25 protein-coding genes and 1 tRNA gene are annotated in these 24,751 nt (G+C 56.9%); 10 read left to right on the forward strand and 16 right to left on the reverse strand.

Annotated elements, in window-relative coordinates:
• Window positions 1-21 precede the first annotated feature (21 nt).
• From M504_RS05400 to M504_RS05410, 3 genes are read right to left on the reverse strand one after another with little or no spacing between them, the layout of a single operon-like run.
• The gene (locus M504_RS05400; protein WP_047488835.1) at window positions 22-1,170 is read right to left on the reverse strand and encodes an N-acetylglucosamine-6-phosphate deacetylase; all 1,149 of its coding nucleotides are present in this window, start codon (window positions 1,168-1,170) and stop codon (window positions 22-24) included.
• A 3-nt stretch (window positions 1,171-1,173) separates the two neighbouring features.
• The gene (locus M504_RS05405) at window positions 1,174-1,938 is read right to left on the reverse strand and encodes a glucosamine-6-phosphate deaminase (protein ID WP_052200439.1); all 765 of its coding nucleotides are present in this window, start codon (window positions 1,936-1,938) and stop codon (window positions 1,174-1,176) included.
• The gene (locus tag M504_RS05410) at window positions 1,935-3,482 is read right to left on the reverse strand and encodes a sodium:solute symporter family protein (RefSeq protein WP_084214117.1); all 1,548 of its coding nucleotides are present in this window, start codon (window positions 3,480-3,482) and stop codon (window positions 1,935-1,937) included. Before M504_RS05410 ends, M504_RS05405 begins: the two co-directional genes overlap by 4 nt.
• Window positions 3,483-4,234: 752 nt before the next feature.
• Here M504_RS05410 and M504_RS05415 point away from each other — a divergent pair.
• Window positions 4,235-4,984 (forward strand): transporter, encoded by a 750-nt coding sequence (locus M504_RS05415; RefSeq protein WP_156993564.1) that lies wholly within the window; start codon window positions 4,235-4,237, stop codon window positions 4,982-4,984.
• A gap of 155 nt (window positions 4,985-5,139) precedes the next feature.
• On the opposite strand, the gene M504_RS05420 is transcribed toward M504_RS05415, so the two are convergent.
• The 5 genes from M504_RS05420 to M504_RS05440 form a co-directional block, all read right to left on the reverse strand.
• Window positions 5,140-5,214, reverse strand: a tRNA-Asn gene (locus M504_RS05420).
• Between the two features lie 106 nt (window positions 5,215-5,320).
• The gene (locus M504_RS05425) at window positions 5,321-6,070 is read right to left on the reverse strand and encodes a CAP domain-containing protein (RefSeq protein WP_156993566.1); all 750 of its coding nucleotides are present in this window, start codon (window positions 6,068-6,070) and stop codon (window positions 5,321-5,323) included.
• Complete coding sequence (locus M504_RS05430) at window positions 6,054-7,016, reverse strand: GDP-L-fucose synthase (protein WP_047493605.1); 963 nt, start codon at window positions 7,014-7,016, stop codon at window positions 6,054-6,056. The genes M504_RS05425 and M504_RS05430 overlap by 17 nt, the downstream gene beginning before the upstream one ends.
• A gap of 11 nt (window positions 7,017-7,027) precedes the next feature.
• Window positions 7,028-8,116: a GDP-mannose 4,6-dehydratase gene (gene gmd / locus M504_RS05435; RefSeq protein WP_198137626.1), complete on the reverse strand. Its 1,089-nt coding sequence runs from the start codon at window positions 8,114-8,116 to the stop codon at window positions 7,028-7,030.
• Between the two features lie 65 nt (window positions 8,117-8,181).
• Window positions 8,182-9,600: a glycosyltransferase WbuB gene (locus tag M504_RS05440; RefSeq protein WP_369792904.1), complete on the reverse strand. Its 1,419-nt coding sequence runs from the start codon at window positions 9,598-9,600 to the stop codon at window positions 8,182-8,184.
• A 156-nt stretch (window positions 9,601-9,756) separates the two neighbouring features.
• Between M504_RS05440 and M504_RS05445 the strand changes: the two genes are divergently transcribed.
• The gene (locus M504_RS05445) at window positions 9,757-10,563 is read left to right on the forward strand and encodes an ABC transporter permease (protein WP_047493611.1); all 807 of its coding nucleotides are present in this window, start codon (window positions 9,757-9,759) and stop codon (window positions 10,561-10,563) included.
• A 171-nt stretch (window positions 10,564-10,734) separates the two neighbouring features.
• Here the strand turns inward: M504_RS05445 and thrB are convergent, their stop codons facing one another.
• Together thrB and thrC are read right to left on the reverse strand one after the other, a co-directional pair.
• Window positions 10,735-11,625 (reverse strand): homoserine kinase, encoded by an 891-nt coding sequence (thrB, locus tag M504_RS05450; protein WP_047488846.1) that lies wholly within the window; start codon window positions 11,623-11,625, stop codon window positions 10,735-10,737.
• A gap of 2 nt (window positions 11,626-11,627) precedes the next feature.
• Window positions 11,628-12,977 (reverse strand): threonine synthase, encoded by a 1,350-nt coding sequence (gene thrC / locus M504_RS05455; RefSeq protein ID WP_047488849.1) that lies wholly within the window; start codon window positions 12,975-12,977, stop codon window positions 11,628-11,630.
• A gap of 23 nt (window positions 12,978-13,000) precedes the next feature.
• On the opposite strand from thrC, the gene modA reads away from it, so the two are divergent.
• Entirely contained in the window at window positions 13,001-13,786 is a 786-nt protein-coding gene (gene modA / locus M504_RS05460) for a molybdate ABC transporter substrate-binding protein (RefSeq protein WP_047493614.1), read from the forward strand.
• Between the two features lie 3 nt (window positions 13,787-13,789).
• Here the strand turns inward: modA and M504_RS05465 are convergent, their stop codons facing one another.
• Window positions 13,790-14,518 (reverse strand): TIGR03435 family protein, encoded by a 729-nt coding sequence (locus tag M504_RS05465; protein WP_084214121.1) that lies wholly within the window; start codon window positions 14,516-14,518, stop codon window positions 13,790-13,792.
• Here M504_RS05465 and modB point away from each other — a divergent pair.
• Together modB and M504_RS05475 are read left to right on the forward strand one after the other, a co-directional pair.
• Window positions 14,512-15,246, forward strand: coding sequence for a molybdate ABC transporter permease subunit (gene modB / locus M504_RS05470; protein ID WP_369792890.1), 735 nt, complete (start codon window positions 14,512-14,514; stop codon window positions 15,244-15,246). The two genes, M504_RS05465 and modB, sit on opposite strands and share 7 nt — an antisense overlap.
• Entirely contained in the window at window positions 15,239-15,925 is a 687-nt protein-coding gene (locus tag M504_RS05475; protein ID WP_052200440.1) for an ABC transporter ATP-binding protein, read from the forward strand. The genes modB and M504_RS05475 overlap by 8 nt, the downstream gene beginning before the upstream one ends.
• On the opposite strand, the gene M504_RS05480 is transcribed toward M504_RS05475, so the two are convergent.
• Complete coding sequence (locus tag M504_RS05480; protein WP_369792891.1) at window positions 15,912-17,021, reverse strand: UDP-N-acetylmuramate dehydrogenase; 1,110 nt, start codon at window positions 17,019-17,021, stop codon at window positions 15,912-15,914. The genes M504_RS05475 and M504_RS05480 overlap by 14 nt on opposite strands.
• Window positions 17,022-17,063: 42 nt before the next feature.
• On the opposite strand from M504_RS05480, the gene M504_RS05485 reads away from it, so the two are divergent.
• From M504_RS05485 to M504_RS05500, 4 genes are all read left to right on the forward strand, one after another.
• Window positions 17,064-17,489 carry a BrxA/BrxB family bacilliredoxin gene (locus M504_RS05485; protein WP_047488856.1) on the forward strand — a complete coding sequence of 142 codons (426 nt, stop codon included), beginning with the start codon at window positions 17,064-17,066 and terminating at the stop codon, window positions 17,487-17,489.
• A 107-nt stretch (window positions 17,490-17,596) separates the two neighbouring features.
• A complete protein-coding gene (locus M504_RS22700; RefSeq protein ID WP_047488859.1) occupies window positions 17,597-17,800 on the forward strand; it encodes a helix-turn-helix domain-containing protein in 204 nt (67 codons plus the stop codon).
• A 49-nt stretch (window positions 17,801-17,849) separates the two neighbouring features.
• Window positions 17,850-19,649: a DUF885 family protein gene (locus M504_RS05495; RefSeq protein WP_047488862.1), complete on the forward strand. Its 1,800-nt coding sequence runs from the start codon at window positions 17,850-17,852 to the stop codon at window positions 19,647-19,649.
• A 90-nt stretch (window positions 19,650-19,739) separates the two neighbouring features.
• The gene (locus M504_RS05500) at window positions 19,740-20,561 is read left to right on the forward strand and encodes a sugar phosphate isomerase/epimerase (RefSeq protein ID WP_047488864.1); all 822 of its coding nucleotides are present in this window, start codon (window positions 19,740-19,742) and stop codon (window positions 20,559-20,561) included.
• Window positions 20,562-20,576: 15 nt separating this feature from the next.
• Here M504_RS05500 and M504_RS05505 read toward each other — a convergent pair whose 3' ends face one another.
• Window positions 20,577-21,506 carry a transporter gene (locus M504_RS05505; RefSeq protein ID WP_052200442.1) on the reverse strand — a complete coding sequence of 310 codons (930 nt, stop codon included), beginning with the start codon at window positions 21,504-21,506 and terminating at the stop codon, window positions 20,577-20,579.
• Between the two features lie 260 nt (window positions 21,507-21,766).
• Here M504_RS05505 and M504_RS05510 point away from each other — a divergent pair, with 260 nt between their 5' ends.
• Complete coding sequence (locus M504_RS05510; protein WP_156993568.1) at window positions 21,767-22,609, forward strand: hypothetical protein; 843 nt, start codon at window positions 21,767-21,769, stop codon at window positions 22,607-22,609.
• A 30-nt stretch (window positions 22,610-22,639) separates the two neighbouring features.
• On the opposite strand, the gene recO is transcribed toward M504_RS05510, so the two are convergent.
• From recO to M504_RS05525, 3 genes are all read right to left on the reverse strand, one after another.
• The gene (gene recO, locus M504_RS05515) at window positions 22,640-23,383 is read right to left on the reverse strand and encodes a DNA repair protein RecO (RefSeq protein WP_047488870.1); all 744 of its coding nucleotides are present in this window, start codon (window positions 23,381-23,383) and stop codon (window positions 22,640-22,642) included.
• 73 nt (window positions 23,384-23,456) lie between these two features.
• Complete coding sequence (locus tag M504_RS05520; protein WP_047488873.1) at window positions 23,457-23,717, reverse strand: ferredoxin family protein; 261 nt, start codon at window positions 23,715-23,717, stop codon at window positions 23,457-23,459.
• Window positions 23,718-23,844: 127 nt separating this feature from the next.
• Window positions 23,845-24,744, reverse strand: a complete 900-nt coding sequence (locus M504_RS05525; protein WP_047488876.1) for an inositol monophosphatase family protein — start codon at window positions 24,742-24,744, stop codon at window positions 23,845-23,847.
• Window positions 24,745-24,751 lie beyond the last annotated feature (7 nt).

Here is a 24,751-nt window from a genome sequence, read left to right on the forward strand (position 1 = left end):
CGGCTGGTCAACGTCTCACCTTTATAGAACAATCAATTCCCCATTCAGCCATACATCGTGAAGGATGAGTTCGCCAGTCCAGCGAAAGCGAATCAGATCGGCGCTGCTGCCGACCGCGATCCGGCCTCGATTGTTTACAAAACGGCCGGGAATCTCGGTCGCCATTCTGAGAACTTCACTCAGCGGGCGTCCGCTCATTCGAACAGCCTTTCCTATGCACTGTGCAAGGGGAACCGTTGCTCCCGCCAGAGCGGTGGAACCGAGCAGAGACAACCTTCCATCTTCGCTGAGTTCAACGTTGCCGCCAACAGGAGCGACATAGATTCCCGGCGGCATTCCAGAGAGCGCAACCATGTCAGACACAAGAATCGACTGATCAATCCCCTTCGCTCGCACCATTGCCTTGAATGTTTCGGCTGGAAGATGATGGCCATCCGCAATGAAGGATGCTGTCAGGCGATCCTCCGCGAGCTGACTCCATATCGGATTCGGATGCCTGGGAAGAGTCGCAGCGAGGGCGTTTCCCAGATGAGTCGAAAGGCGGGCACCCGCCTCGACAGCACAATGGATCTGATCCGTTGAGGCATGCGTATGCCCAAGCGATACGTGGATACCACGCGCTACGAGGCCAGCGATGTACTGTGCGGAGTCATCGTGGTGAGGCGACATCGTGACCATCCCGACGAGATCACCACAGGACTTTTGCCAACGATCGAATTCCTCCAGCGAAGGCGGGCGAACGTGCTCTTGAGGATGAGCGCCTCGATAGCCATCCAGAGGAGAGATATGTGGCCCCTCGACATGAACAAAAGGGATGCAAGCTGCGGCCCGTTGAGAAGCTTTCCGCGCTTTTGCAATAACTTCAAGGCTGCGCAACATCATCGCCTCTGAAGCTGTAATCACGGTGGGGGCAAAGCAGGTGACACCTGTCGCAAGCATTGCGTCTACAATTTCGACGACGCCCTGCACCATGGCCTCAGGGCCATTGAAGTCCCGACCGGCGAAACCATTTACCTGGAGATCGATGAGGCCCGCGGATATCCACAGATCGCAATCTTTGGGCCCCGGCTCGATCGATGCAATTCTGCCGTCCTTGATATGAAGGCGCACAGGTTGTCCTGTAGCGGGGTCGCGGCCGATGATCAATTCTTCCTTCACAAGACGTCCCATACATTACGTGGTCAGAAGCGAACTCGAATCGGTATCCAGATAGACGCTGCAGTTGGGATGAGTCTTGAGCGCCGTGGCCGGAAATTGTCCACTGACGGGATATTCCATCATGGCACGAACTGCTTCCGCCTTATGTCTACCGGGGACACAGCAAAAAAGCTGCTCGCCGCGAAGAAGCGATGGCACAGTAAGCGTAATCGCTTGATGCGGCACATCGTCCAGCGTGGCGAAACACTGATCATCAACCTGCTGCTGCCTGCAGACTCCATCCAGTTCCACCACCTTCACACTCAACGGATCATCGAGCTGTGCTGGGGGATCATTGAATGCGATATGTGCGTTCGTTCCGATTCCTAGCAACACAAAATCAATCGTGTCTTTGCCCAGCATCGTTGCATACTCACGGCATGTCGCTTCTGGATCGTGACCAGGATTAGGATTAATCAGATGGTAGCCAGCGAGCGGGACGCGATCGAAAAAGGCCTCTCGCAACCAGTTCCCGAATCGCTGCGGTGCATCTTCAGGCAAGCCTATGTATTCATCCATATGAAACGCAGTGACACGTTGCCAATCAATGTCTGACTCAAGACGAAGTGCAGAAAGCATCTCGCCCTGTGATGGCGCTGCAGCGAAAACGATGCGCAGATGCGATTTTTGTCGCAGCTTCAAGCGAATTGCGTCAGCTATTTCTGCAGCTGCTCTTCGCCCCAGTTCCTTTCGGTCAGAGGCTATATGGACCTTCATAGAGGTTGAATGTGGGCTATTCATGATGCTCCGTGGCTACTCGGATTCAAGGCAGTACGGAGATCACCAGACTGTCTCTCCGATGGAGGGTTGATCGCTTCAAGGAATGCTGCGGAGTCTTTGTTTCTGGAAGGGTAGAAAACCCCAATCACGATATACGCCAATAGCGAGACGAACAAAGGAGCACCCACCGTAACCGCATTGGCGATGTGCGCATGACTGCTGAGCCAAGGCTGCATTGCAGAAAGCTTCAAAGAAGCAAAGGCGAGGGCACCAGCGATACAGGAACCGATGGCCGCTGACGGACCACTTCTACGAAAAGGCCGTAAGAGCCCCAACAATATGGGAACAGCGATAGGCCCCAGCAATGCTCCGTACCAAAGAATGACCATTCCGATGACCCCTCCAAAGTGAGAGGAAAACAGCGCCAACACCATGCTGATAAGCAGGAACGAGAATGTTGCAACCCTGCCAAATAAAAGCTGCTGCTTATCCGCGAATGGTCGTCCTTTCCTAAGCACGGGCATAATGTCCCGAATAATAACGGCCGACACGGCATTGGCATCGGACGAGGTCATCGCCATCGTATGCGCGAACAAGCCCGCCAGTACAAGTCCAATCAGGCCTGATGGAAGTAGCGTCTTCGTCAGCGCAGCGTAGGACTCGGATGGGTCCTGCAGATGAGGAAAGATGACGGGAGCCGCCCACATGGGAAAGAAGAGCACCAGCGGCCAAAAAAGAAAGAGAAGAGCTGACAGTAGAGCGGACCTGCGCGCGGCGGTCGGAGTAGCCGATGCAAGAAACCTCTGTGCCAGACTCCAGCTGCCGCCGTTGTACGACAAAGCATTCACGAAGAAATAAGTAGCGGCAAAGATAACGGTATAGTCGCCGTGGAATGGCTTATGGTGATCGGGCGGAAGAAGATGCCATATTTGCCAGACCGAACTGACACCACCCAGCTTAATCAGCGTCGCAACAAGCATAGAAACGCCCGCAATGAACTGAATAACGAATTGGCTCAGGTCGGTAAGAGCATCTGCCCAGAGTCCACCCATAACGGAATAGAATGCCGTTACGCTGCCGGTCAGAATGACTCCCCAAAGCAGAGGCACTCCTGCGAAGGCATGAAGCAGGATCGCGGAGGCACTCCATTTTGCCCCCACATCGAAGACTTTGAGAATTGCCCCGCTCCACCCCAGAAGCTGCTGGGTCGGCAGATCGTAGCGCACCTTCAGATATTCGAGAGGCGAGATGACATGAAACTGCTGCCTCATTCGAACCCAGCGTCCCGGGAAGATGGGCATTCCGAAGAGCAATGCAAGAGAGATTGAGGCCGCCCACCAAAAATATACGGTGATTCCAGACGTGTAAGCCAAAGCGGCGTAGCCGACGAAGACAGCGGAACTGTATCCGGACATATGGTGCGAAATGCCTGAGAGCCACCAGGGCATCTCACCGCCAGCGGTAAAGAAATCGCTGGCATTCACGACACGCTTTCGTGCCCAATAGCCAACAATCATCATCAGAGCGAAGTAGGCCACGAGCACTACCCACGCAAAGAAGCCCATCAGTTTTTACTCTCAGGTGGCATGGAGAAAATATCTCATGCAAGGGGCTGCGTCTTCGTCGACGGTGTTGCGATTCGGAACATTCGATGAAGCACACTGTTAACAGAACGTCCTGCGTCCTTGGTAACTATCGGAAGTTCACTGCATCGATCACACTGAACTTGAACACAGACCTGGGAGAAGGCGGCTCCGCGGAGTCGCCTCTTTTTTTGTTTCTCAACACGCCCTCATCGGTTAAGCTCAAAGCTAGCCAGCACAGGTACCGCAGCAGAGACTGCTCAAAGGCAGCGCGCGCGGAAGCCATGACGAGGGATGACTCACACCAGGTCTGTGAACTTTCATCTCTCGTTCGCTCGGCCTCCTCTTCATACGTCTCTCTCCGCCATCCGACCGCTATACGCGATCTAGAAACTGCACCTCGTCTACGGCGAAGTCCAGACCACCGTGCTTATGGTGGAATCGGTCAATCGTCACCCAAACAGCAATGAGCTGAGCCAAGCGATCATAGATCGGTCCAAGCTATGGCCGCTCACAAGGTGGGTCCTTGCTAGTCTAAGAAGCAGGATTGGGAGGTCGCCGTACTGTTCTACAAAAGTCTTGTTCCGATGATCGCGTTCAGTCTCTTGGCGAGTGCTTCTCCCACGGCACTCCTGGCTCAGAGCAATGAGGAAGACACCGCGGTGTCGGACGAAAGTAAGGCAGCCCCCAAAACGCCGAGCAAAGTCGCGCGTTTCTGGCATGCATGGGCGAGCATGGCAACAGCGACTCAGGCCAAACAACCGTCCTGGGCCGTGCCGCTGGTCAGCCCGTTCCCAATGCTTGCGCAGGTGTATCGCTCCGACTTCACGCGCCAACTCACTTCCGCAGGCACGACAACATGGAGTTATGGTGCAGGCAAGGGATTCAATCTGATCCCGGCGCCGAATATGCAAGTGGACATCTATCCCCCTCCCTACTTCCAGCGCAACAGTACGACCGCATCCGACGGATGGGGCGATGTAGGCCTGCTCTACAAGTACCGCCTCGCAGCACGACCGGAAACGAAGGGCAACTACATCGTCAGCGCACAGCTCGGCGCTTCGCTTCCAACAGGCCAGCATAAGAATGGCGCCAAATACGCAACGGTGTCACCAACGATCCTGGGCGGCAAAGGATTCGGTCGGCGGTGGAGTGTCTTGAGTTCGTTGGGCGCCACGCTGCCCACCTCGCAAGCGGCCTCAGAGGGGCGGACGGTCCACTTCAACTCTGTGCTTGAATTTCGAGCCGCGAAGTTGCTCACCATGGAGCTCGAAGATAACGCAAGCTTCTTTCATGGTGGACCCAACGATGGCCGACTTCAGAACTTCATCACTCCAGGAATTCTGCTTGGTCGAATCAAGTTTTTCCCGAATCAACAAGGAAGCCGAACCGGGCTTGTGTTGGGAGCTGGCATGCAATTCGCCACTTCATCCTGGCATAGCTATGACCACAACATCGTCTTGAGCGCTCGCTTCGCGTTCTGAACTCGGTGGGGGCTGATACAAGGCAACGTGTAAATCAGCCGGAATTACCCAGCGCTACGCAGAATTTTGAAGATAGGCCCATCGAAAGGCTCACAATCAGTCGAGAATGCCAATCATCGTGGCATTTATCGTTCTCGTAAGTTGTTGAGGAGTGGTGGCTCCGCAGGTAGGACTCGAACCTACAACCCTTCGGTTAACAGCCGAATGCTCTGCCATTGAGCTACTGCGGATCAGTGTTGAACGAGGTGCCGGAGGGCGGGCTCCGGCTCAACTCGCATTCCCTTTATAACAAACAAGCGCGCTGAGGTCAAAGGCGCCGCCCCTCTCCCGACCTGTTCAGGGATACAACACAACAGCGATGTTGTAAGTGGCAAAACTGGATTTAGTTTTCATGTCACATGCGCCAATTGCTGCGCTGGAGAATCCACCCTGTGCGATGCGCGTGGTCAACTGTGCCGGTAAGTGATTCAGGTCGGTAGAGGTAAAGCGCATTACGAATGCGGGCCTATCTCCCGCATATCCAGAGGACTGCCTACATGTGGCGCGTGCCGCGTCACTAGCCTCTACGCTGGAAGCTCCAGCGGCGGATACAAGCTGTGCCACCTGTGTCTCTTGCTGGCGATAGGAGAGCGGCTGCACGTCGCGTGCGAAGTCCTCTACTCCCCACATCTGTCGTCCGGAAACAACCACCGAAATGCCGATCGAGTTCACCTGCGGATCGAGAATGTTGTCACGGTGACGCGGCGAGTTCATCAACGCTGTGTGCATTTCCAGAATCGACGTGCTGGTAGCCACATTTTCTGCAACACGAGAAAATCGCGATCCGGAAGCAGCTGCGCGCTCTGCGAGCCCAGGCTCACCTTGAAACTGGTGTGAGATCGCCTGTGAAGACCGCATGCGGAACGCGTGCTCCTGCGCTGCGTGGGTCAGGGTTGGATTCCATGTCACCGACGGCAAACCCGCAGCAGCACGTTCCGCGTTGATCGCTTGAAACAAGTATTGTTCTGCGACTGTGTGTTGTGCCGTAGCGCTACGGCACAACATCACAAACATCAACAGCAGAACCGTTCTAACCCGCCAACTCACCTCGCACAGCCTCCCACGTACGCCGAATCCCCTCTTCCAGTTCGACGCTGTGCTTCCAACCAAGGCTGTGAATCAGTGAAACGTCCATCAGCTTGCGCGGTGTGCCATCTGGCTTCGAGGGGTCGAAGCGCAACACTCCTTTGAACCCCAAAACACGCGCAACAGTTTCGGCCAGCTCACGGATTGTTACATCCTCGCCCGTGCCAATGTTGATTAACGGCGGAGTATCTTCGCGCAACAGCTTCGCATATTCATCCGCAGGCAGATTCAGCAGATACGCACAAGCTTCGGCCAGGTCGTCGGAATACAGCAGTTCGCGCTTCGGCGTACCGCTGCCCCACACTTCCACTGTTTCCGCGCCGTCTTTGATGGCCTGCGCCGTCTTGCGAATCAAAGCTGGCAATACATGCGAGTTCTTCAGATCGAAGTTGTCATTCGGCCCATAGAGATTCGTCGGCATGGCCGCGAGATACTTCGTGCCAAACTGGCGGTTGTACGACCAGCACATCTCAATGCCTGCAATCTTCGCCAGCGCATACGCCCGGTTTGTCGGTTCCAATGGTCCCGTCAGCAGGCAGCTTTCGGGCATGGGCTGCGGCGCCATCTTGGGGTAAATGCAGCTCGACCCCAGGAACAGCAACCGATCAACATCCGTGGCATAACAGGCTTCGATCACGCTGTTCTGAATCTTCAGATTGTCGTGGATGAAGTCGGCCGGATAGGTGTTGTTGGCCAGAATGCCACCCACCTTTGCCGCCGCCAACACTACAAACTGTGGCTTCGTCTCCTGAAAGAAACGTAGAACTGCTTCCGCATCCTGCAGATCCAGTTCCGCACGCGAACGTGTCAGAACTTTCGTGTACCCCAGCCGTTCCAATTCGCGCACAATCGCCGAACCCACCAGGCCACGATGGCCTGCAATAAAGATGGGCGCGTCCTTCGGCATGTAGGCCATGACTAGGTCTCCCGCACGTTGAAGGGCTTATAGCCGTGTTCCATCACCAGAGCATCGCGTTTGGCTGCGGAGTAATCGGCCTCGATCATCTCGCGCACCAGTTCATCGAAGCTCGTACGCGGTACCCATCCCAGTTCATTCTTCGCTTTGGACGGATCACCGAGAAGCGTCTCCACTTCCGTGGGACGGAAGTAGCGAGGATCAACAGCTACGATCGTCTTGCCTGTAGCCTTATCGACAGCCTTCTCATCCACGCCGCTGCCAGACCATTCCAGGTCCATCTCCAGCAACTCGGCGCAGCGCTTCACGAAGTCGCGCACGCTGTACTGGACACCTGTTGCGATCACAAAATCCTGCGGCTTCTCCTGCTGCAGCATCAGCCACTGCATCTCGATGTAGTCGCGTGCGTGTCCCCAGTCGCGCTTGGCGTCCATGTTGCCCAGGAACAGCGCGTCCTGCAGGCCAGCCTTGATACGCGCCATACCACGCGTAATTTTGCGCGTTACAAACGTCTCGCCACGCATGGGCGATTCGTGATTGAACAAGATGCCGTTGCACGCATAGATGCCATAGGCTTCGCGATAATTCACCACAATCCAGTAGCCATACATCTTGGCCACGGCATAGGGCGAACGTGGATAAAACGGCGTGGTTTCCTTCTGCGGAATCTCCTGCACAAGGCCGTAGAGTTCGCTGGTGCTTGCCTGATAAAACTTTGTCTTTTTCTCGAGTCCGAGGATGCGGATCGCTTCCAGCAGGCGCAGTACACCAAGCGCATCCGAGTTTGCCGTGTACTCAGGCTCCTCAAACGAGACAGCCACATGTGACTGGGCAGCCAGGTTATAAATCTCGTCGGGCTGCACCTTCTGCACAATGTGAATCAGCGACGACGAATCCGTCATGTCGCCATAATGCAGGATGAAGTTGCGATGCTGCTGGTGCGGATCTTCGTAGATGTGATCGATACGAGCCGTGTTGAAAAGTGACGTGCGACGTTTGATGCCGTGCACTTCATAGCCCTTCTTCAGCAGAAACTCTGCAAGATAGGCGCCATCCTGTCCAGTTACACCAGTGATAAGAGCTTTTTTCAACGTCATTCCTTTTCAAGGTTGCAGTGGTTTTTTGAGGTCTCTATGCGGACCGCTTATTGTTCAGTCTACTCTGCCGGAATGGGAGAAACGGGCGGTCGCCTGCGACGACGACGGTTCACAAGTGCAAATCGGAACGGAGTCTGTGGACGTTCAAATGGACGTCCGCGATATTCGTTAACAGCCGAGCGCAAGTCACGTTCAAACTGTTCCAGAACCTGTTCACGCCCCAGATTCCGTACTGCATATTGACGCGCATTATCGCCCATGCGCGTACGCTGCGTTGGATTCGCCGCGAGCATATGAACAGCGTCCACCATAGCTTCCACATCTTCCGGTGGAATCACGACACCGCAAGGAGAGCTACCATCCATACCGCCCGAGATCACGGTTCCAAGCTGCGTATCTGCTGGTGAGGTTGCGATCGTCGCGCGACCACTGGACAACATTCCCGTCAGCTTCGATGGCATCACCAGGTCCGCTGCGCCCGCGCGCTGCGGAAGCAGATGGACGTCTGCACAATTCAGAAGTTCATTCAGTGATTCCAGCGGCTGCAGTGGGAGCAAGGTCACGTTCGTCAGCCCACGGGCCATCTCTTCCAACTCGGGGCGGAACGCTCCTTCGCCACAGAGAAGGAAATGAATTGATCCTTCATTACGCAACGCGACAGCAACCTTGGGCAACAGCTCAAGTCCTTGTTTGTTGCCCATGTTTCCGCTGTAGAGGAACACGGTCTTCCCTTCCAGCCCAAGCTCCGAGCGGAACCGATTGGGAGCATCCGCTGGTTCCGGTTTCACCAGATCCACATCCACCCAGTTCGGAAACAAAACGATGCGTTCTGGTCGCACATCTTTCGTGAGAGACCGCTCCACCATGCGCACAGAGATGCTGGACACGCGTTGAAACGCCTTTGAGAACGTCTTTTCCAGCAGCATCGCGAACGTATGAATAGGGCCCTTTTTCGGCAATAATCCAAGATCAAACGCCGCGTCCACTTCAAAATCCTGCACATGCAACCATGCAGGCGTATGAGCCAGTCGCGATGCAAGCAGAGCGAAAGGAGCACAGAAAAATGTGGGCTCAACAGTCCAGATGATGTCAGGCGCACCCGCATGCGATGCCATTACCTCGTGCATCAGCACGGGCAAAGAACTTACTGCAAAAGAGAACAAGTGACGAACACGCTTGAGTCCCGTCGCTTTCTCGGGGACGTACAACGGGCAACGGAACACCAGTGGCTCTCCGCGGCCATCGCCAGCCTCACCACCGCCCTCGCGAACGTATCCGCGTCCGCGATAGTCGTCCGCAATTTTCCAGGCGGGATAATACGGCGGCGCCGTTATGACCCGCACTCGATGGCCACGTTCAGCCAACCAAGTCGCCATTTCGCCTGTGTATTTTCCGATGCCGGTCAGTTCCGGGGCATAGTTCAGCCCGTAAATCAGGATGTCCAGATGGGGGCTCCTTCGCAGCCTGTCGATGAAGATGTCGCATTTTCATCATAGCTTCCGGACGAGTCCTTCTTCGTCACAGTCTCGGGAATTCTTCCCCACTGCTTCAGGAAAATTTTCGCTAAGCCGTTTTCCATCATGGCTTTCGAATCGCCAGATGACCGAACAACTCTGCGCAAGTACGATAAGTTCATGCGTTCTCCCATTGCCCTGACCGCCATCGCGTTGCTGCTTCTCTTCGCGATCGCAGCCCTGCTGGCACCGTGGGCCGCGCCCTACGATCCCGCCGGATTACACCTTGAACAGCGGCTGTTATCCCCAGGACATCACTTCCTGCTGGGAACTGATGAACTGGGACGCGACATCTTCTCGCGCATTCTGTTCGGCGCACGACTCTCTCTTACAGTCGCCTTCACCGTGGTTAGCCTTTCTCTTCTGCTGGGGCTCGTCATCGGCTCAGTCGCGGGGTACTACGGCGGATGGCGCGACACCATTCTGAACGTCTATGTAATGAATGCCTTTATGGCTATGCCCGGTATTCTTCTGGCCATTGCCTTCGTCGCCTTCCTTGGTCCCGGCCTCCGCAACGTGATTCTTGCCCTCACCCTTTCCGGTTGGGTGAACTACGCGCGACTCGTACGGGCACAAGTCATGTCCGCACGCGAACGAGAGTTTGTCGAAGCGGCGCGTTCACTTGGCGCCGGCGATCTTCGCATTCTGCTGCGACACATTCTGCCCAATATCGTGCAGCCGGTCATCGTGCAAGCGGCTATCGGCATGGCAGGCGCGGTTCTTGCGGAAGCCACACTCAGCTTTCTTGGCCTCGGTGTGCCGCCGCCAGCCGCAAGCTGGGGTTCGATGCTCAACGACGCCCGGGCGCATCTGTTCGATGCGCCACACATGGTGATCGCCCCCGCCATCGCCGTAATGCTGTGCGTACTCGCGTTTTCATTCCTTGGGGATGCTCTGCGCGACTGGTCTGATCCGCGCACGCGCTGATCTGGAGACAGCGTCCGCACAAATAAGAACGCCCGGATCTCGTAAGAGATCAACGGGCGTCCGCAGACTAACCCTCCCCCAGGGTTGTCCACGAAATCAAAAATAGCATCTGAATTCGGGTTATGCGTTGCACTAAAGTAACAAAAAAGTAACCAGATAATTTTGGTTACATCAAATCGCAAATATTTTGGTTTCGATGGTTTCGGCATTCATCCCGTTTTCACGGAGAATTCTGCCCACAATCTCTTTGGCTGCCTGAACACGACCCGGTTCAACAATCAACAGCACCGATGGCCCAGCGCCGGAAAGTGCAACTCCCAACACCCCATCGCCTCCTGCCACAGGCAATAGCAAAGGCAACAGTGGGCACGCCGGCGAGCGATACGGCTGGTGCATCCTGTCTTCCATGGCACGCGCCAGCAGGTCACCGCGCCCCTGCGCGAAGGCCGCTGTCAGCATGGCCACACGTTGTACGTTCGCAATCGTATCGGCCTTGGAATAGCTCTCCGGCAGCATGGCACGCGCCTTTTTCGTGGAAAGCGAGCTATCAGGCATGACCACCAGCAACGGCCAATCCACCGGCGGCTTGATGGACAACGCGTCCACTTCACCTTCGGTCGTCATCAGCGAGACGGTAAGCCCACCCAGAACACAGGCAGCAACGTTATCGGGATGCCCCTCACGGAGCGAAGCCTCGGTCAGCACCTTATGCTTCGACCAGCCCAGGCCACCGAAGTGCGATGCCAGCATCACTCCCGCCACGAGCGCCGCGGCCGAAGACCCGCATCCCATTCCCAAGGGGATCTCATTATGCAGATCCAGATGCAGGGGAATCGCGTCGATTTCCTGGCCATCCAGAACGCTCCGGTAGGTCTCCAGCACCAACGAGTCGTCCACATCGCCCGTTTGAGCGGTATTACGACCTGTTGATGTGATGGAAAAACGGTCGGATTCTCGCGCCTCGATTTCAAGCGCAAAATCCATCGCCAAACCCAGTGCGTCGAACCCCGGTCCCAGGTTCGCCGAGGTCGCAGGAAGCCGCAGTTTCAACCCATCTGCCATGACTACAGGGAACCTGCCATCTCAGCTTCCAGCGCACGCATCACGGACGACTCGTTCGAATCCAGGATCAGCGGCGGCCTGCGATACGGCGCGGCTTCCGCCACGTTCGTTGCCAGCAAATCCTTATGGAAGTCGATGGTGTACTCCGGGTCCTTCAGCGTATGACCGGTAAGTAACAGAACGACACGCTCACCCGTCTGTACATGGCCCGACTTCAGCAGCTTCTTCAAGCCCGCCAGAGTAACCGCTGACGCTGGTTCGCAGCCAATGCCTTCCGCACCAATCTGCGCCTTGGCAACGGCAATTTCGTTCTCGTCGGCCTGTTCGCACCATCCGCCGGTCGTCTCGATCACGCGAGCCGCCTTGCGCCAGCTTGCAGGATTGCCAATACGAATCGCCGTAGCGCGCGTGTCCGCCGTGACAGGATGCAGTTGTTTCTCTGCATTCGTGAACCACTGGAAAAGCGGATTTGCGCCCGCAGCCTGAATCACACTGATCTTCGGTACACGGTCGATAAAGCCAAGGTGCTTCAACTCCGTAAAGCCCTTACCCAGTGCGGATCCATTCGCCAGATTGCCGCCCGGAACGATCACGTGATCCGGCACCTGCCAATCCAACTGCTCGCAAATCTCAATCGCGGGCGTCTTCTGCCCTTCCAGGCGATACGGATTCACCGAGTTCAGCAGGTAGATTGGGTTCTTGCGGACGATCTCCGTCAACAACTTCACGCAACCATCGAAATCCGTCTTCAACTGCACGGTCAACGCGCCGTAATCCATGGATTGCGACAACTTGCCCCATGCAATCTTGCCTTCAGGGATGAATACAATCGCGCGCAGTCCCGCGCGAGCCGCATACGCAGCCATCGCAGCCGACGTGTTGCCCGTCGAAGCGCACGCCACCCACTTGTAGCCACGTTCTGCAGCGACGGAAAGCGCCGTGGTCATGCCCGTGTCTTTGAACGAACCCGTCGGATTCATTCCCTGGTGCTTCGCAAGTAGAAAATCCAGTCCCAACAACTTGGCAGTGCGGGGCAGGTCGTACAAGGGCGTATTGCCTTCACGCAACGTCACCGCATTGTTCTCGTCCTGCAAAATGGGCAGCAAATCGCGATACCGCCACACACCGCTGGCATCAATAGGCAATGTGGAATCGCGCCGCTCTGCCCACAAATGGCGGAGTGCCTGGGCCTTGGGGCGTAAGGAAGCGGCATCGCCACGCGTTTCGCTCCACGGATACTCCACTTCGTAGAGTTCGCCGGTAGCCGGGTCGCGGAAATCGCTGCTAACCGCATCGGGAGCAATCCGCTCGCCACTTCCAATGCATCGAAGCTGATGTGAGACAAATGACATGGATGACTCTAGGGTATCGCACCATGCTTAGACTTCGCTTTTTTGCCGTCTGGATCTTCGCTGCCCTCCTCTGCTCCACAGCTTCCCTGCACGCGCAAAACACGGTGGCACCAAAGGAAGTCATTGTGGCAGCGGCCGCCGACATGGAACCTGTTCTTACTGCTTATGCACCGCTGTTTGAGAAACAGACAGGGCTGAAACTCAAAATCAGCTATGCCGCGTCGGCTGCCTTGTCGCAGCAGATTCAGAATGGCTTACCCGCGGACATCTTCTTCTCTGCCGATTTCTATTTCGCAGAACAGACCGTGGCCTCCGGGCTGACGATGCAGAAGGCGCCGACACCCTACGCCAAGGGCGCGCTGGGGCTTTGGGCACGCAATGATTCGCGTTTCAAGCCGCTCACCATCGATGTTCTCTCGCGTAAAGACCTTGGTCCGGTAGCTGTTGCCAATCCAGATAGAGCGCCCTACGGTCGTGCCGCAATTGCTGCGTTGAAACAGATGAACCTGTACGCCAACGTGGCTCCGCACATCGTACAGGCAGACAGCATTTCGCAGGCCGGACAGTTTGCCCTAAGCGGCAATGCCGAAGTGGCATTCATCTCACGCACCATGGCCGTCTCGCCCAAATTCAAAGATGCCGGTCAATTCGTTCTGATTCCGCTCAGCCAATATCCCGAAATCGTTCAGACCGCGGTCATCCTCAAAAATGGCGCAAATCACGAAGGCGCCCATTTGCTACTGAACTTCATCCTTAGCGACAAGGTCCAATCCGACCTGGACACCAAAGGCCTGGGCCGCGTGAAGTAGCCGTCAGTTCTCTGTCGGTGCCGCCACGTGGTCAATGACCATCGTCTGAATGGTGACGTGCCGTCGCGTCATCTTCAATCCCAATTCTCCCTCAAAGGTCATGCGCAGCACTGCCTGCGGATCGGCGTGAATCTCCGCCGCCTGATCCACATACGGATGAAAGTCAAAGCTGAAATCGTACTTTCCGGGTAGATGCGTTTCGTCCACCATCGGCGCGCCCAGCGGATCGGAGACATAGGCCACCAATTCCTGCATCGTCCAATCCTTCGCCACCATGCCCATTGCAGAATTCTGATGCCACGCATCGCCATCCTGCACGGCAGGCTTCATCTTCTTCAATCCCTGCGGAGCAACCGTCACCACGTAAGCCGAAGTTTCCTTCGTTCCCGGATGAAACTTCAATCCAAACCGCTCCGCCAATAGCCCCTGCATCAACTGCCGCATCCGGTCATCGTTTGCAGACGCATCGGTCTTCGCCGTGATGTCGTAGTGCTGCTTGTCCATGCCATCCATCTCGACAATCTGCGCGCGCTGCACGTGGTAAGCGTACTTGATGCAGGTGATGAGAGTCACGTCATGCATGTGCAGCGTGCCATGCGAGATTTCCGTCTCGCCATCGCGCTCAAACTTCACACTCTGGTTGCTGGGCCGGATGGTGGCCACATCGAAGCTCTCCTGAGCTGAAGCACAGGTGCCGAAAAGAAAGAGCGCAACCACCATCAACCGTGTCATACACAACTCATACGCAGCGCCGAACCTTCTGGTTCCATGAGAACGGTACACTCAAACGCGTGGACACCGCCGACCTGCTCCTGACGCTGGAACTGGCAGCCGTAACAACGGCGGTGCTACTGCTTATCGCTATCCCGCTGGCAGGTTGGATTGCTTTTGCTCAAACCCGTCTGCGCTATCTCGCGGAGGCTGTCGTTGCGTTGCCACTGATCCTTCCACCAACGGTGCTTGGCTTTTATCTCCTCGTCGGTCTCGGCCCGACTACAGCTGTAGGACGCGTAATCACCAGCATCCTCGGCCACACACTTGCCTTCTCTTTCAGTGGTCTTGTCGTGGGTTCCATCCTGTATAGCCTTCCCTTCGCAGTGCAGCCCATCGTTGCAGGTCTACGCGCCGTCGATCCCGCATATCTTGAAGCCGCCGCAACGCTCGGCGCCTCACCACAACGAACCTTCACGCGGATTGCTGTGCCGCTTGCAAAGAGCTCGCTGCTGACGTCTACCATCCTCACATTTACACATACCGTTGGCGAGTTCGGTGTCGTGCTGATGCTGGGTGGCAGCATCCCCGGTCGCACGCGCACCCTCTCCATCGCGCTTTACAACCTGGTAGAAAACGGCGACTTCCACGCCGCCAACACACTCGCACTCACGCTTCTCGGGTTCTCAACACTCGCTCTACTGCTGCTGTATGCATTGCCGCTATTCCGGAGGCAGGAACGTGCCTAATACTCCGCAGCTTCAAGTGCAATGCTACGCACCCATCGGTTCTCTCCACATCGATGCTGAGTTCACAACAACGCAGCCGTGGACTGTTCTCTTCGGGCCATCCGGTTCCGGCAAATCATCGCTTCTCCGCCTCATCGCAGGGCTATGGCAGCCACAAGAAAGCCGCGTTCTGCTTGATGCAAACAACATCACAGCGACGCCTGCATACAAGCGACAGATCGCACTCGTAGCGCAACAACCGGCACTATTCCCGCACATGACCGTGCGCCAGAACATCGCTTTCGGAAGCGAAAGCAACCAAGCCGAATCCATCGCTCAAATGTTCGACCTGTTTGGTCTCAAAGCTCTCGCGGATGCAAAACCCGCAACTCTCTCCGGAGGCGAACGTCAGCGAGTCGCCATCGCACGCGCGCTTGCTTCCACACCGCATCTTCTACTTCTGGATGAAGTCTTCACGGGCATGCACCGCACACAACGCGACGCTCTTGTGCAGCAGGTTCGAACGCACTGCGCGGCACGCAACATCGCCGTACTCGCCGTGACACATGACCTTCCTGAAGCTCTGGAAGCCAATGAAGTCATCCGCGTCGAAGCAGGCCACATCATTGCGCGGGGCTCGCCGAACGAAGTGCTCTCAGAAGAGAAGAAAGAAATGCTTGCAAACCTCAGCCAACGCTGACCGGTTCCTGCTCCAGTTCAATTCCAAACTTCAACCGCACCGTCGCGACGATCTGCTCACGCAGCGCGATGATGTCCGCAGCCGTTGCTTCTCCGCGATTGATCACGGCCAGTGTGTGCCGCGACGAAATACCCGCACGCCCCATCGCATACCCACGCACAAAGCCTGCCTGCTCCAGCAACCACGCGGCAGGCAGCTTGATGAGCCCCTCACCGGCAGGCCAGTGCGGCACAGCATCCACACCAACGCCCGCAGCCTCTGAAACCTTCAGGAGAATTTCCTTGGCCACAATCGGATTGCGAAAGAACGACCCCGCCGAACGTGAGTTCGGATCACCGGCATCCACCACCATGCCTTTACCGCGGCGAATCACACGCACCGCATCTGCAACTTCTGCCAGCAAAGGCTGAGGCTTCCCCTCAAAATGCTTGCGAAGATCGGCGTACTTCAAACACGGGGCGCCACCTTCGCGCAGTCGAAAATCCACTCGCGTCACAATGTAGCGACCACGCTCCGTTGTATTGAAGCGGCTGGTCCGATACGCAAATCCACAAGCGTCGTTACTCAGATCGACATACTTCCCCGCGACGCTATCGAAGCAGCGAACCGACACAATCGTCTCGCTGACTTCTTGACCGTATGCGCCCACGTTCTGTACCGGCGTTCCGCCAACCGTTCCGGGGATGCCCGCCAGGCACTCAATGCCCTGCAAACCCGCGTCGACGGTGTGCTGCACGAAATCATCCCAAACGACGCCAGCGCCCACGCGCAGCACGTCGCCCTCGCGCTCCACACCAGTGATGGCCATCTGTAGCACCAGACCCGGAAATCCTTCATCGGAAACCAGCAGATTGCTTCCACCACCCAGCACAAACAGCGGAAGGGCTTCCTTGCGAGCAAACTCGCTCAGAATCAGTACCTCCCACTCGTTCTGGCAGCGATAGAACCGTGCCGCCGGCCCTCCAACTCCCAGCGTCGTCAGCGGCGCAAGTGGAATTTCCTTCTGAATATCAATCTGCATCGGCATCCCTTTGAGGCTACCAGTCCGCGAATCCTGCAGCGCCCCGGCGCATCCAGTTAGAATCAATACAGACACGGCCGCGGACCTTCACCCCGCCTTGGCCCGGAGGAAACACACATGTACCCAGAGATTATGGTGATCCCGATGCGCGAGGAACTGACCCGCGCCGGTATTCAGGAAGCGCGCACCAGCGCGGAAGTCGATCAGGCGCTGGCACAGCCCGGAACCACCATGGTTGTGGTCAACAGCATCTGCGGATGTGCCGCGGGCAAAATGCGCCCGGGCGTACGCATGGCCATGCAGCACGCCACCACCCCGGATCACAGCATCACCGTGTTCGCGGGACAGGACCGCGACGCCACAGACAAAGCACGCGGCTACTTCGGTGGTCACCCGCCGACCTCACCCGCCATCGCCATCCTGCGCGACGGCCAGCTGGTGTACCTGATGCAGCGTTCCGCCATTGAATCGGCCAACGCACCTGCCATCGCGCAGGAGCTGGCACGTGCATTCGATGTGCATTGCGCCAAGGCAACCGCGTAAGTTCCGCAGTATAAAGAAGTTCGAAAACGGGAAGGCTTCGGCCTTCCTGTTTTCTTTTGCCTCACTTTTGTACGTCTGCTGACGATAAGGCAAGTGTGAGCCCGCCGATGTTTCACCCCGTGCCCACATCCGCCGTTCCGGACCGCATCGATTTGCGCTCCTGGCGGCTCGACCAGGTCGTACGCGGACACGTGCTTGCCGTACTGCACCGCTGCGACGGAAACAAGCTGCGAGCGGCCGAGGTGCTCGGCATCAGCCGCTCAACGCTTTACCGCATGTTGGACTCATTCTCCGTAATGGTGTCCACCTGAGGACAATCAGGGCCGCAGTGTCAGCGCAGAATCCGCTACACTGCGGCTCATGCGCTTTCTTCTTCCCCTCGCAGTCGCAGCCCTTTCTGTAACCCTGCCGGTGCAGTCCATCGCACAGGCTCCGCGCGCCGCCGCCACCAGTGTGGCCGAGCGCTCCCGCGCGTTGAACCGGCTATTTGATGACTACTGGCAATGGACGCTGAAACAGTCGCCGGAAACAGCCACCTCTGTCGGCGACACCCGCTACAACGATCGCTGGAGTGACTACAGCGCCACCGTCTTCAATGCCAGCCTGCAGCACGAAGCGGAACTCATCGCACAACTCGGTGCCATCGATACCACAGGCCTTCCAGAGCAAGAACAGCTCTCCTCCACGTTGCTGATGAAGCAGTTCATCGATGACCAGGAAGGCGCTCGCTTCAAGCCCTGGGAGACGCCGGTAAACCAGTTCGGCGGCCCCCACCTCTCCTTCCTGCAAGTCATCAACATGATGCCCTTCACCACCGTGAAGGACTACGACGACTACATCGCCCGTCTGAACGCCATCCCCGCCGTCTTCATGCAGGTGCAGCAGTCCATGGACGCGGGTGTGCAGGACAGCCGTACCGTACCGCAGATGCTGATGGAGAAGGCGCAGGCGCAGATCCAGAAGATCGCCACTGCCAAGCCGGAAGAGAGTCCCTTCGCCGGCCCGCTGGCCAAGATGCCCGCCTCCATTTCACCGGCGGATCAGAAGCGCATCCGCAAGGACGCGATGGATGCCATCACGCAGAAGGTGTTGCCCAGCTACGACCGCTTCGGCCGCTACCTGAAGGCACAGTACATCCCCAAGTGCCGCACCACGCTGGGCGCATCGGCTCTGCCGGATGGCAAGGCCTATTACGAATTCCAGATTCGTACGCTTACGACCACCACCCGCACCGCCGATCAGATTCACCAGCTTGGCCTGGATGAGGTGAAACGCGATGAAACCGAAATGCTCGCGATTGCGAAGAAGTACGGCTTCAACGATCTGAAGAGCTTCAACGACCACCTGAAGAATGATCCGAAGCAGCATCCCACTTCTGCCGAGCAGCTACTCGATGCCTACAAGAAGCCGCTTGCCGCCATGCAGGCGAAGCTTCCGGAACTCTTCGGTCGTCTGCCGAAGGCTCCGCTTGAAGTAAGGGCCACGCCGGACTTCCGTGCCGCTAACTCCGCCCCCGCCGACTATGAGCAGGGCACGCCCGACGGCAAGCGTCCCGGCGTCTTCAACGCCAACACCTACAACTTTGCCAACCGTACCTTCTTCACCACGGAAGCCATCGCGTATCACGAAGGTGTCCCCGGCCATCACCTGCAGATCTCCATCTCGCAGGAGCTGACCGGTATCCCTGAATTCCGTAAGGAAGGCGGCTACACCGCATACGTGGAGGGCTGGGGTCTGTACGCCGAACACCTGGGCAAGGACGCAGGCTTCTATCAGGATCCGCTGAGCGACTATGGTCGTCTGCAGGCTGACATCTGGCGCGCCATACGCCTCGTTGTGGACACAGGCGTACACAGCAAGAACTGGACGCGTCAGCAGATGGTTGACTACTTCCACGAGCATTCAGCGGTGGATGAGCCATCGGTGCAGGCTGAAGTCGACCGTTACATCGCATGGCCGGCACAGGCGCTCGCCTACAAGAGCGGTCAGTTGAAGATTCTTGAATTGCGCGAACGTGCCAAGCAGAAGCTGGGCGCGAAGTTCGACATCCGCAACTTCCATGACGAAGTCCTCGACTCCGGCGCGCTACCGCTCGACATTCTGGAGAAGCGCGTAGACACATGGATTGCGGCAGGTGGTCCGGCCCAGCCAAAGTCGTAGCCCTTATCGCAATACCGCACTCCGTTGAGTTTTTGACGGAGTGCAGTATTGCCGTTCATCGCGGAATGAAATTGCACGAGGTCAGTCAGCATGAAGCTAGGGATCATTAACAGCGCATTCAATCAGGTGGGCATGGATACAGCCACGGGCCTGGAGCACATTGCGCGCATCGGCTTCGACTGCGTCGACATCTTCACAGAGGCAATGACCATAACACCGGAAGAGAGGCGTCTGATTGCCGATACATGTCAGCGCCGCGACCTTCCGATTGTCTCGCTGCCAGTCGTCGCAACAGGCTTGATTGACTTCAACGATCCTGTGCGCGATTTCCATGTGGAACGCTGTAAAAAGTTTCTGCAGCTTGCCTCTGACTTCCAGGCGAGAAATATCGTTCTGGTCCTCGGAGAGTACATCTGGCAGCGTGAGGTAATTCCACCAGAAGACCAATGGCGATGGGCAATTGAGACGTGCCGCATATTGGGTGACGACGCTGGCGCGAAAGGATTAGATATCGCTCTGGAGCTCGAGCCTTTCCGCTTAAGTCTGCTTAACAACGTGAGCGAGATGGTGCGGTTTCTTACCGAATGCAATCATCCGCACGTTCGCGCCAACATCGACATCAGCCATCTCGTTCTTTCGGACTGCGGACCCGACTCACTTTCGCAATTGCACGGGAAAGCGGTTCACGTTCACATCAGTGATTGCAATGGCATGGTGCACGGAGATCTGCCCCCGGGACGCGGCGTGGTGAAGTTTCACCCTTACCTGCAGGCAATCAAGGAGCAGGCCATCGATGGTGCGGTATCCATTGAGCTGGAGTACTCTCCTGATCCCGCAAACATTGTTGCCTGGGTGGAAGAAGCGTATCGCGAAACAGATCGCCTCATGCGGTTGTGCGACCTACGCTCATAATCCAAGGTCAGAGCGCTAGCGGCCCAGATGAGGCCCGAACCACGCATACTGCCAGCCGGCACTGACGGTGCTGAAATTCGAACCAATCGTTCCGCTCACGCCATTGCTGTAGGCAATCTTCAAGGAATTTCCCTTTGACAAGGGCAACGATGCAGTCACACCGAGCCGGGAGTTGTTCTGACGCGCCTGCGGTGGGCCATTGTTCACGGTTACTTGACCGCCCCCATACCAGGTTGAATCCACGGCAAGCCAGAGTCCGCGGCGAACGGTATAGCTGATGTGTGCCTGAAGGCTCGTAAGAGGAGTCTGGGTACGAATCGAGTGCCCGGTATAAAAATTGTCGTTCGCAGTGAAGAACCAGGCACCTGCGTACAGATCCAGGTCGAACTTCTTTACGGGCACAGAGACACCCAGCTCAGGTTTGAACGCCCAGCGGTTGCTCCCGATATTGATCAGCTTCGTGTTGCCATATTGGCCGGATGGCGCAACGAAGGCCAGACTTGTACCGACGATGACACCATGGCTCCCGCGCTGCACAAACTCTCGCGGACTCAACGCCGGACTCCCTTTGATGTTGATGGAAAAGCGTCCCCTCACATCCGCCAGACCGGAGCGGCTGACACTCTGCAGACCATTGCCCACCACACCTGACGCGTTACCCCATGCATACGGCAGAGCCGCGGTAAAGAGTGCCTGCCTGCCCAAAAGACCGAAGGTATGCCCCAGGCCGAGCGCGGGCGAATACAGGGTCGCTCTTGCATCCTGAATCGGAAGACTGGGGTCAAAAGCGACGCCCCCGTTTGACCTTCCAAACGCCACTCCGACAAAGGAAAGGCCGACCGGCGATGCTGAATAGGCTCGCGGTTCCAAATCCTGCGCTTTAGCCGATATTCCTGCCAACAACAGCAACGCAGCAAGTGAACATACAGCGGTCAGAAGATGCACGACACCCCGCGTTCTCGTCACAATTGCTCGAAAACATTGCGCGGGGGAGATCATTCAGTGCCAGTGTATGCGCAAACCCCTGACCCGTACGGAACCGGCTCAAATTTTAGAAACAGCGCCTGTGACGTCGCCAGCCCCCGGGCGCTCTTCAAATCGCATCCTGGAAACCTCAAAGACCGCCTCAATGCATACCTAATTTTGTTCGTTTCGTCAGAGACATGTAGAAACGTGACGCAAGATGCGGGAATGGGGAGGATCGTTTGCATAGCGTTCTCAAGGCATGTTTCGCAAGCGCTTTTCTCATCCTCCCTCTTGCGCTCTTAGCCCGCCGGGGCGTGGCCCAAGGGACACCACCGACTCTTGACGATGTCTTACAAAGGCTGGAAGCGAACCTAAGGCGTTATGACAAAAGTCTGCCCAGTCTCTTTTGCGATGAAACAGTAAATTCCAAACTTGAGCCTGCTTTCCCTAGACAAGACGCCGCAATTGAATCAGTCTTTCGTTTGAAGCGGACCGCAAACGGCGATGGCACATCTTCTCTGGTGGAGTCGCGTGACGTGATCAGGGTCAACGGGAAAGATCCTGCGGACCATAGAGCCGACTTTCCCGTGCAGTTTGATGGTGCATTCGAAGGATCATTCGCTGTTGTCTCGCTGGATCAGTCACATTGCTTTGAGTACCGCATGAAACGAGTCGATAAGCGGCACCCAACCGAGCCATATGTGATTCGATTCAGCAGTCTCCCTATGCCGAGCCATCCCTCGAGCTGCCTCCTCAACGAGAAAAGTGATGGGCTTGCGCTGATTGATCCTGCAACGTCTGAAATAACGCATTTGGAAATCAACACGTCCCACCATGTCATCCGGCCGGGCAACGAATACGTGACTCCCTACCGAGGAAAACGCACAATCACGATCGACTATTCTCCTGTTTCCTTTGATCGGACAAGTTTCTGGCTTCCCTCTGTCATCAATCTCAAGGTCATCGGTGGCGAGGGCACATTCAACCAAACCACATGGTCATTTCATAGTGAGTATCGAAACTGCCATCAGTTACAAGTCAGATCACGCATCTTGACCGAACAGGAAGCCGCAGAGCATTAGCCGAGGCCAGACACGCCAGCAATCTTCCGGCTACAACGTAGCCAGAACCCGGGCGCTCTTCAGCCGCTCCTCCAGATGCCGCTCCAGCGTGCTCACGGCGAACCGCCGCAACTGCTGCAACGCGGCGCGTGACATCTCTCCTTCTTCGATCAACTGCGGCAATGGTTCGCGAAAGATCCGCGCTGCCGCTGCAATGGCTTCCGTAGGCAACATCACAGAACCCTGCGGGCGTTTCTCTTCGCTGAACACACCGTCCCGCAGCGGCGAGTAATACACTGCACGCTTCCGCAGGGACTCACCGCTCAACGCACAGCGCCCAAGGTCCGGCATCCATCCCAGCAAACGCGTGATCCAAAGCGCAAAGTACGTTGCTGAAACTGCCGTTGTGCCTCGTCGCAACATGGGCGCAACAGTCACCGCCAGGCGAAACACATCATCTTCGGGCGCATGATCCGGCAATGCGCCTTCCAGAATCTCTGCCAGAAACGCCAGCCCTGCGGCGCGCGTGTAATCCACCGGCTCTCTCAAGGGTGACCACACAATCTCAAGCCGCTCCAGCCGCACCACGTCCTGCTTGGGACGCTCCACCCACGCTGCCTGTACCTGCGTCATGGGCTCAAGCGCCCCACCAAATCGTCGGCGAGACTTCATGGCATGCCGCGCCACGCCGCGCACCACGCCTTGCTCGCGCGTGAAGAACGCAACCATCAGGTCCGCCTCGGCAAACGGCCACGTGCGAAGAACGATCGCCTCGGATTGATGTGCGGTAGGCACTCATCTCATTGTGCCGCAAACGCAAGAACGCGCAGCCGAAGCTGCGCGTCCTGAAACCATTTGCAATGAAAGCTTAGCGACCGTAGTGGTCAGCAGCCTTCTGTGCGAAGTCTACCCACTTGTCGGGCAGATCGTCCGCTGCGTAAATCGCGCTCACCGGGCAGACCGGGACGCATGCGCCGCAATCGATGCACTCCACCGGATCGATGAAGAGCTGTTCGTTGCCGTCGTAGCCATCCTCGCCCTTCTTGGGGTGAATGCAATCTACCGGGCAGGCATCGGCGCAGGCCGTGTCCTTCGTTCCGATACAGGGTTCTGCGATGACGTATGCCATGGTGGGTGAATCCTTTCCAAACAACTAAAATGTGGCCCGCGGCTGTTCCCTCAAACAGGTTATTGGGCTTCGAAAAGATAATAACAGTTGTGGAAATCGGACTTTTGCGGACGGATATCCAACCGAGCTATCGTTCCGCCGCGGCAGCCTCGTCCCGACGCTTCTTAAACTCTTCTGGCGTGGGAATTGGCGACACATTACGCCCCGCGAACATGTCCGCAAATAGCGTACGCATCTCCTTCGCAATCTTGCCGTTCGTGGCCAACACCTCGTGTGAATCCAGCCGGAATTGCGATCCATCAAACCGCGTAATCTCGCCGCCCGCCTCGGTCACGAGCAGCGAACCCGCCGCCGTATCCCACGGATTCAGGTTGAACTCCCAGAAGCCTTCCAGGCGACCGCACGCCACATAGGCGAGGTCGACCGCCGCAGCGCCTGCTCGCCGCACGCCATGCGACCGCAGTGTGAACTCCTGGTAGAAGTGAATGTTCGGGCTCTCATGCCGCTTACGCGAAGGAAAGCCCGTTGCAATCAGAGACTCCTGCAGCATCGCCGTCGGCGCAACATGAATCCTGCGGCCATTCAGGTACGCGCCCTTGCCCTTCTCGGCAATAAACAACTCGTCGCGCAGCGGCTCGTAGATCACACCGGCGACGATCACTCCATCCGCATCCGAAGGCGTTCCGGCAGGCCGATGTTCAAGCCCCATGGACACGCAGAAGTACGGAAATCCATGCGCGAAATTCGTGGTGCCATCCAGCGGGTCAATGTACCAGCGATACTCGCTGTCCAGTTGCTGTCGCGTTCCCTCTTCGCCAAACACGCCGTGCTGCGGAAACGCCGCTTTGAGACGCTCGCCAATCAGCTTTTCACTGGCGCGGTCCGCCTCTGTGACGATGTCCACATCGCCCTTGAACTCGGCTGTCACACCGCGTTCGTAATAGCTCTTCAGCAATGCTCCTGCTTCACGGGCAATGGCGGCAGCGGGAACGGCAAACGGAAACTGGCTGGCATCAAGTTCTGGCATCGCCACC

Origin of the sequence: Terriglobus sp. TAA 43 (genome assembly GCF_000800015.1) — a bacterium.
Classification (GTDB): domain Bacteria; phylum Acidobacteriota; class Terriglobia; order Terriglobales; family Acidobacteriaceae; genus Terriglobus.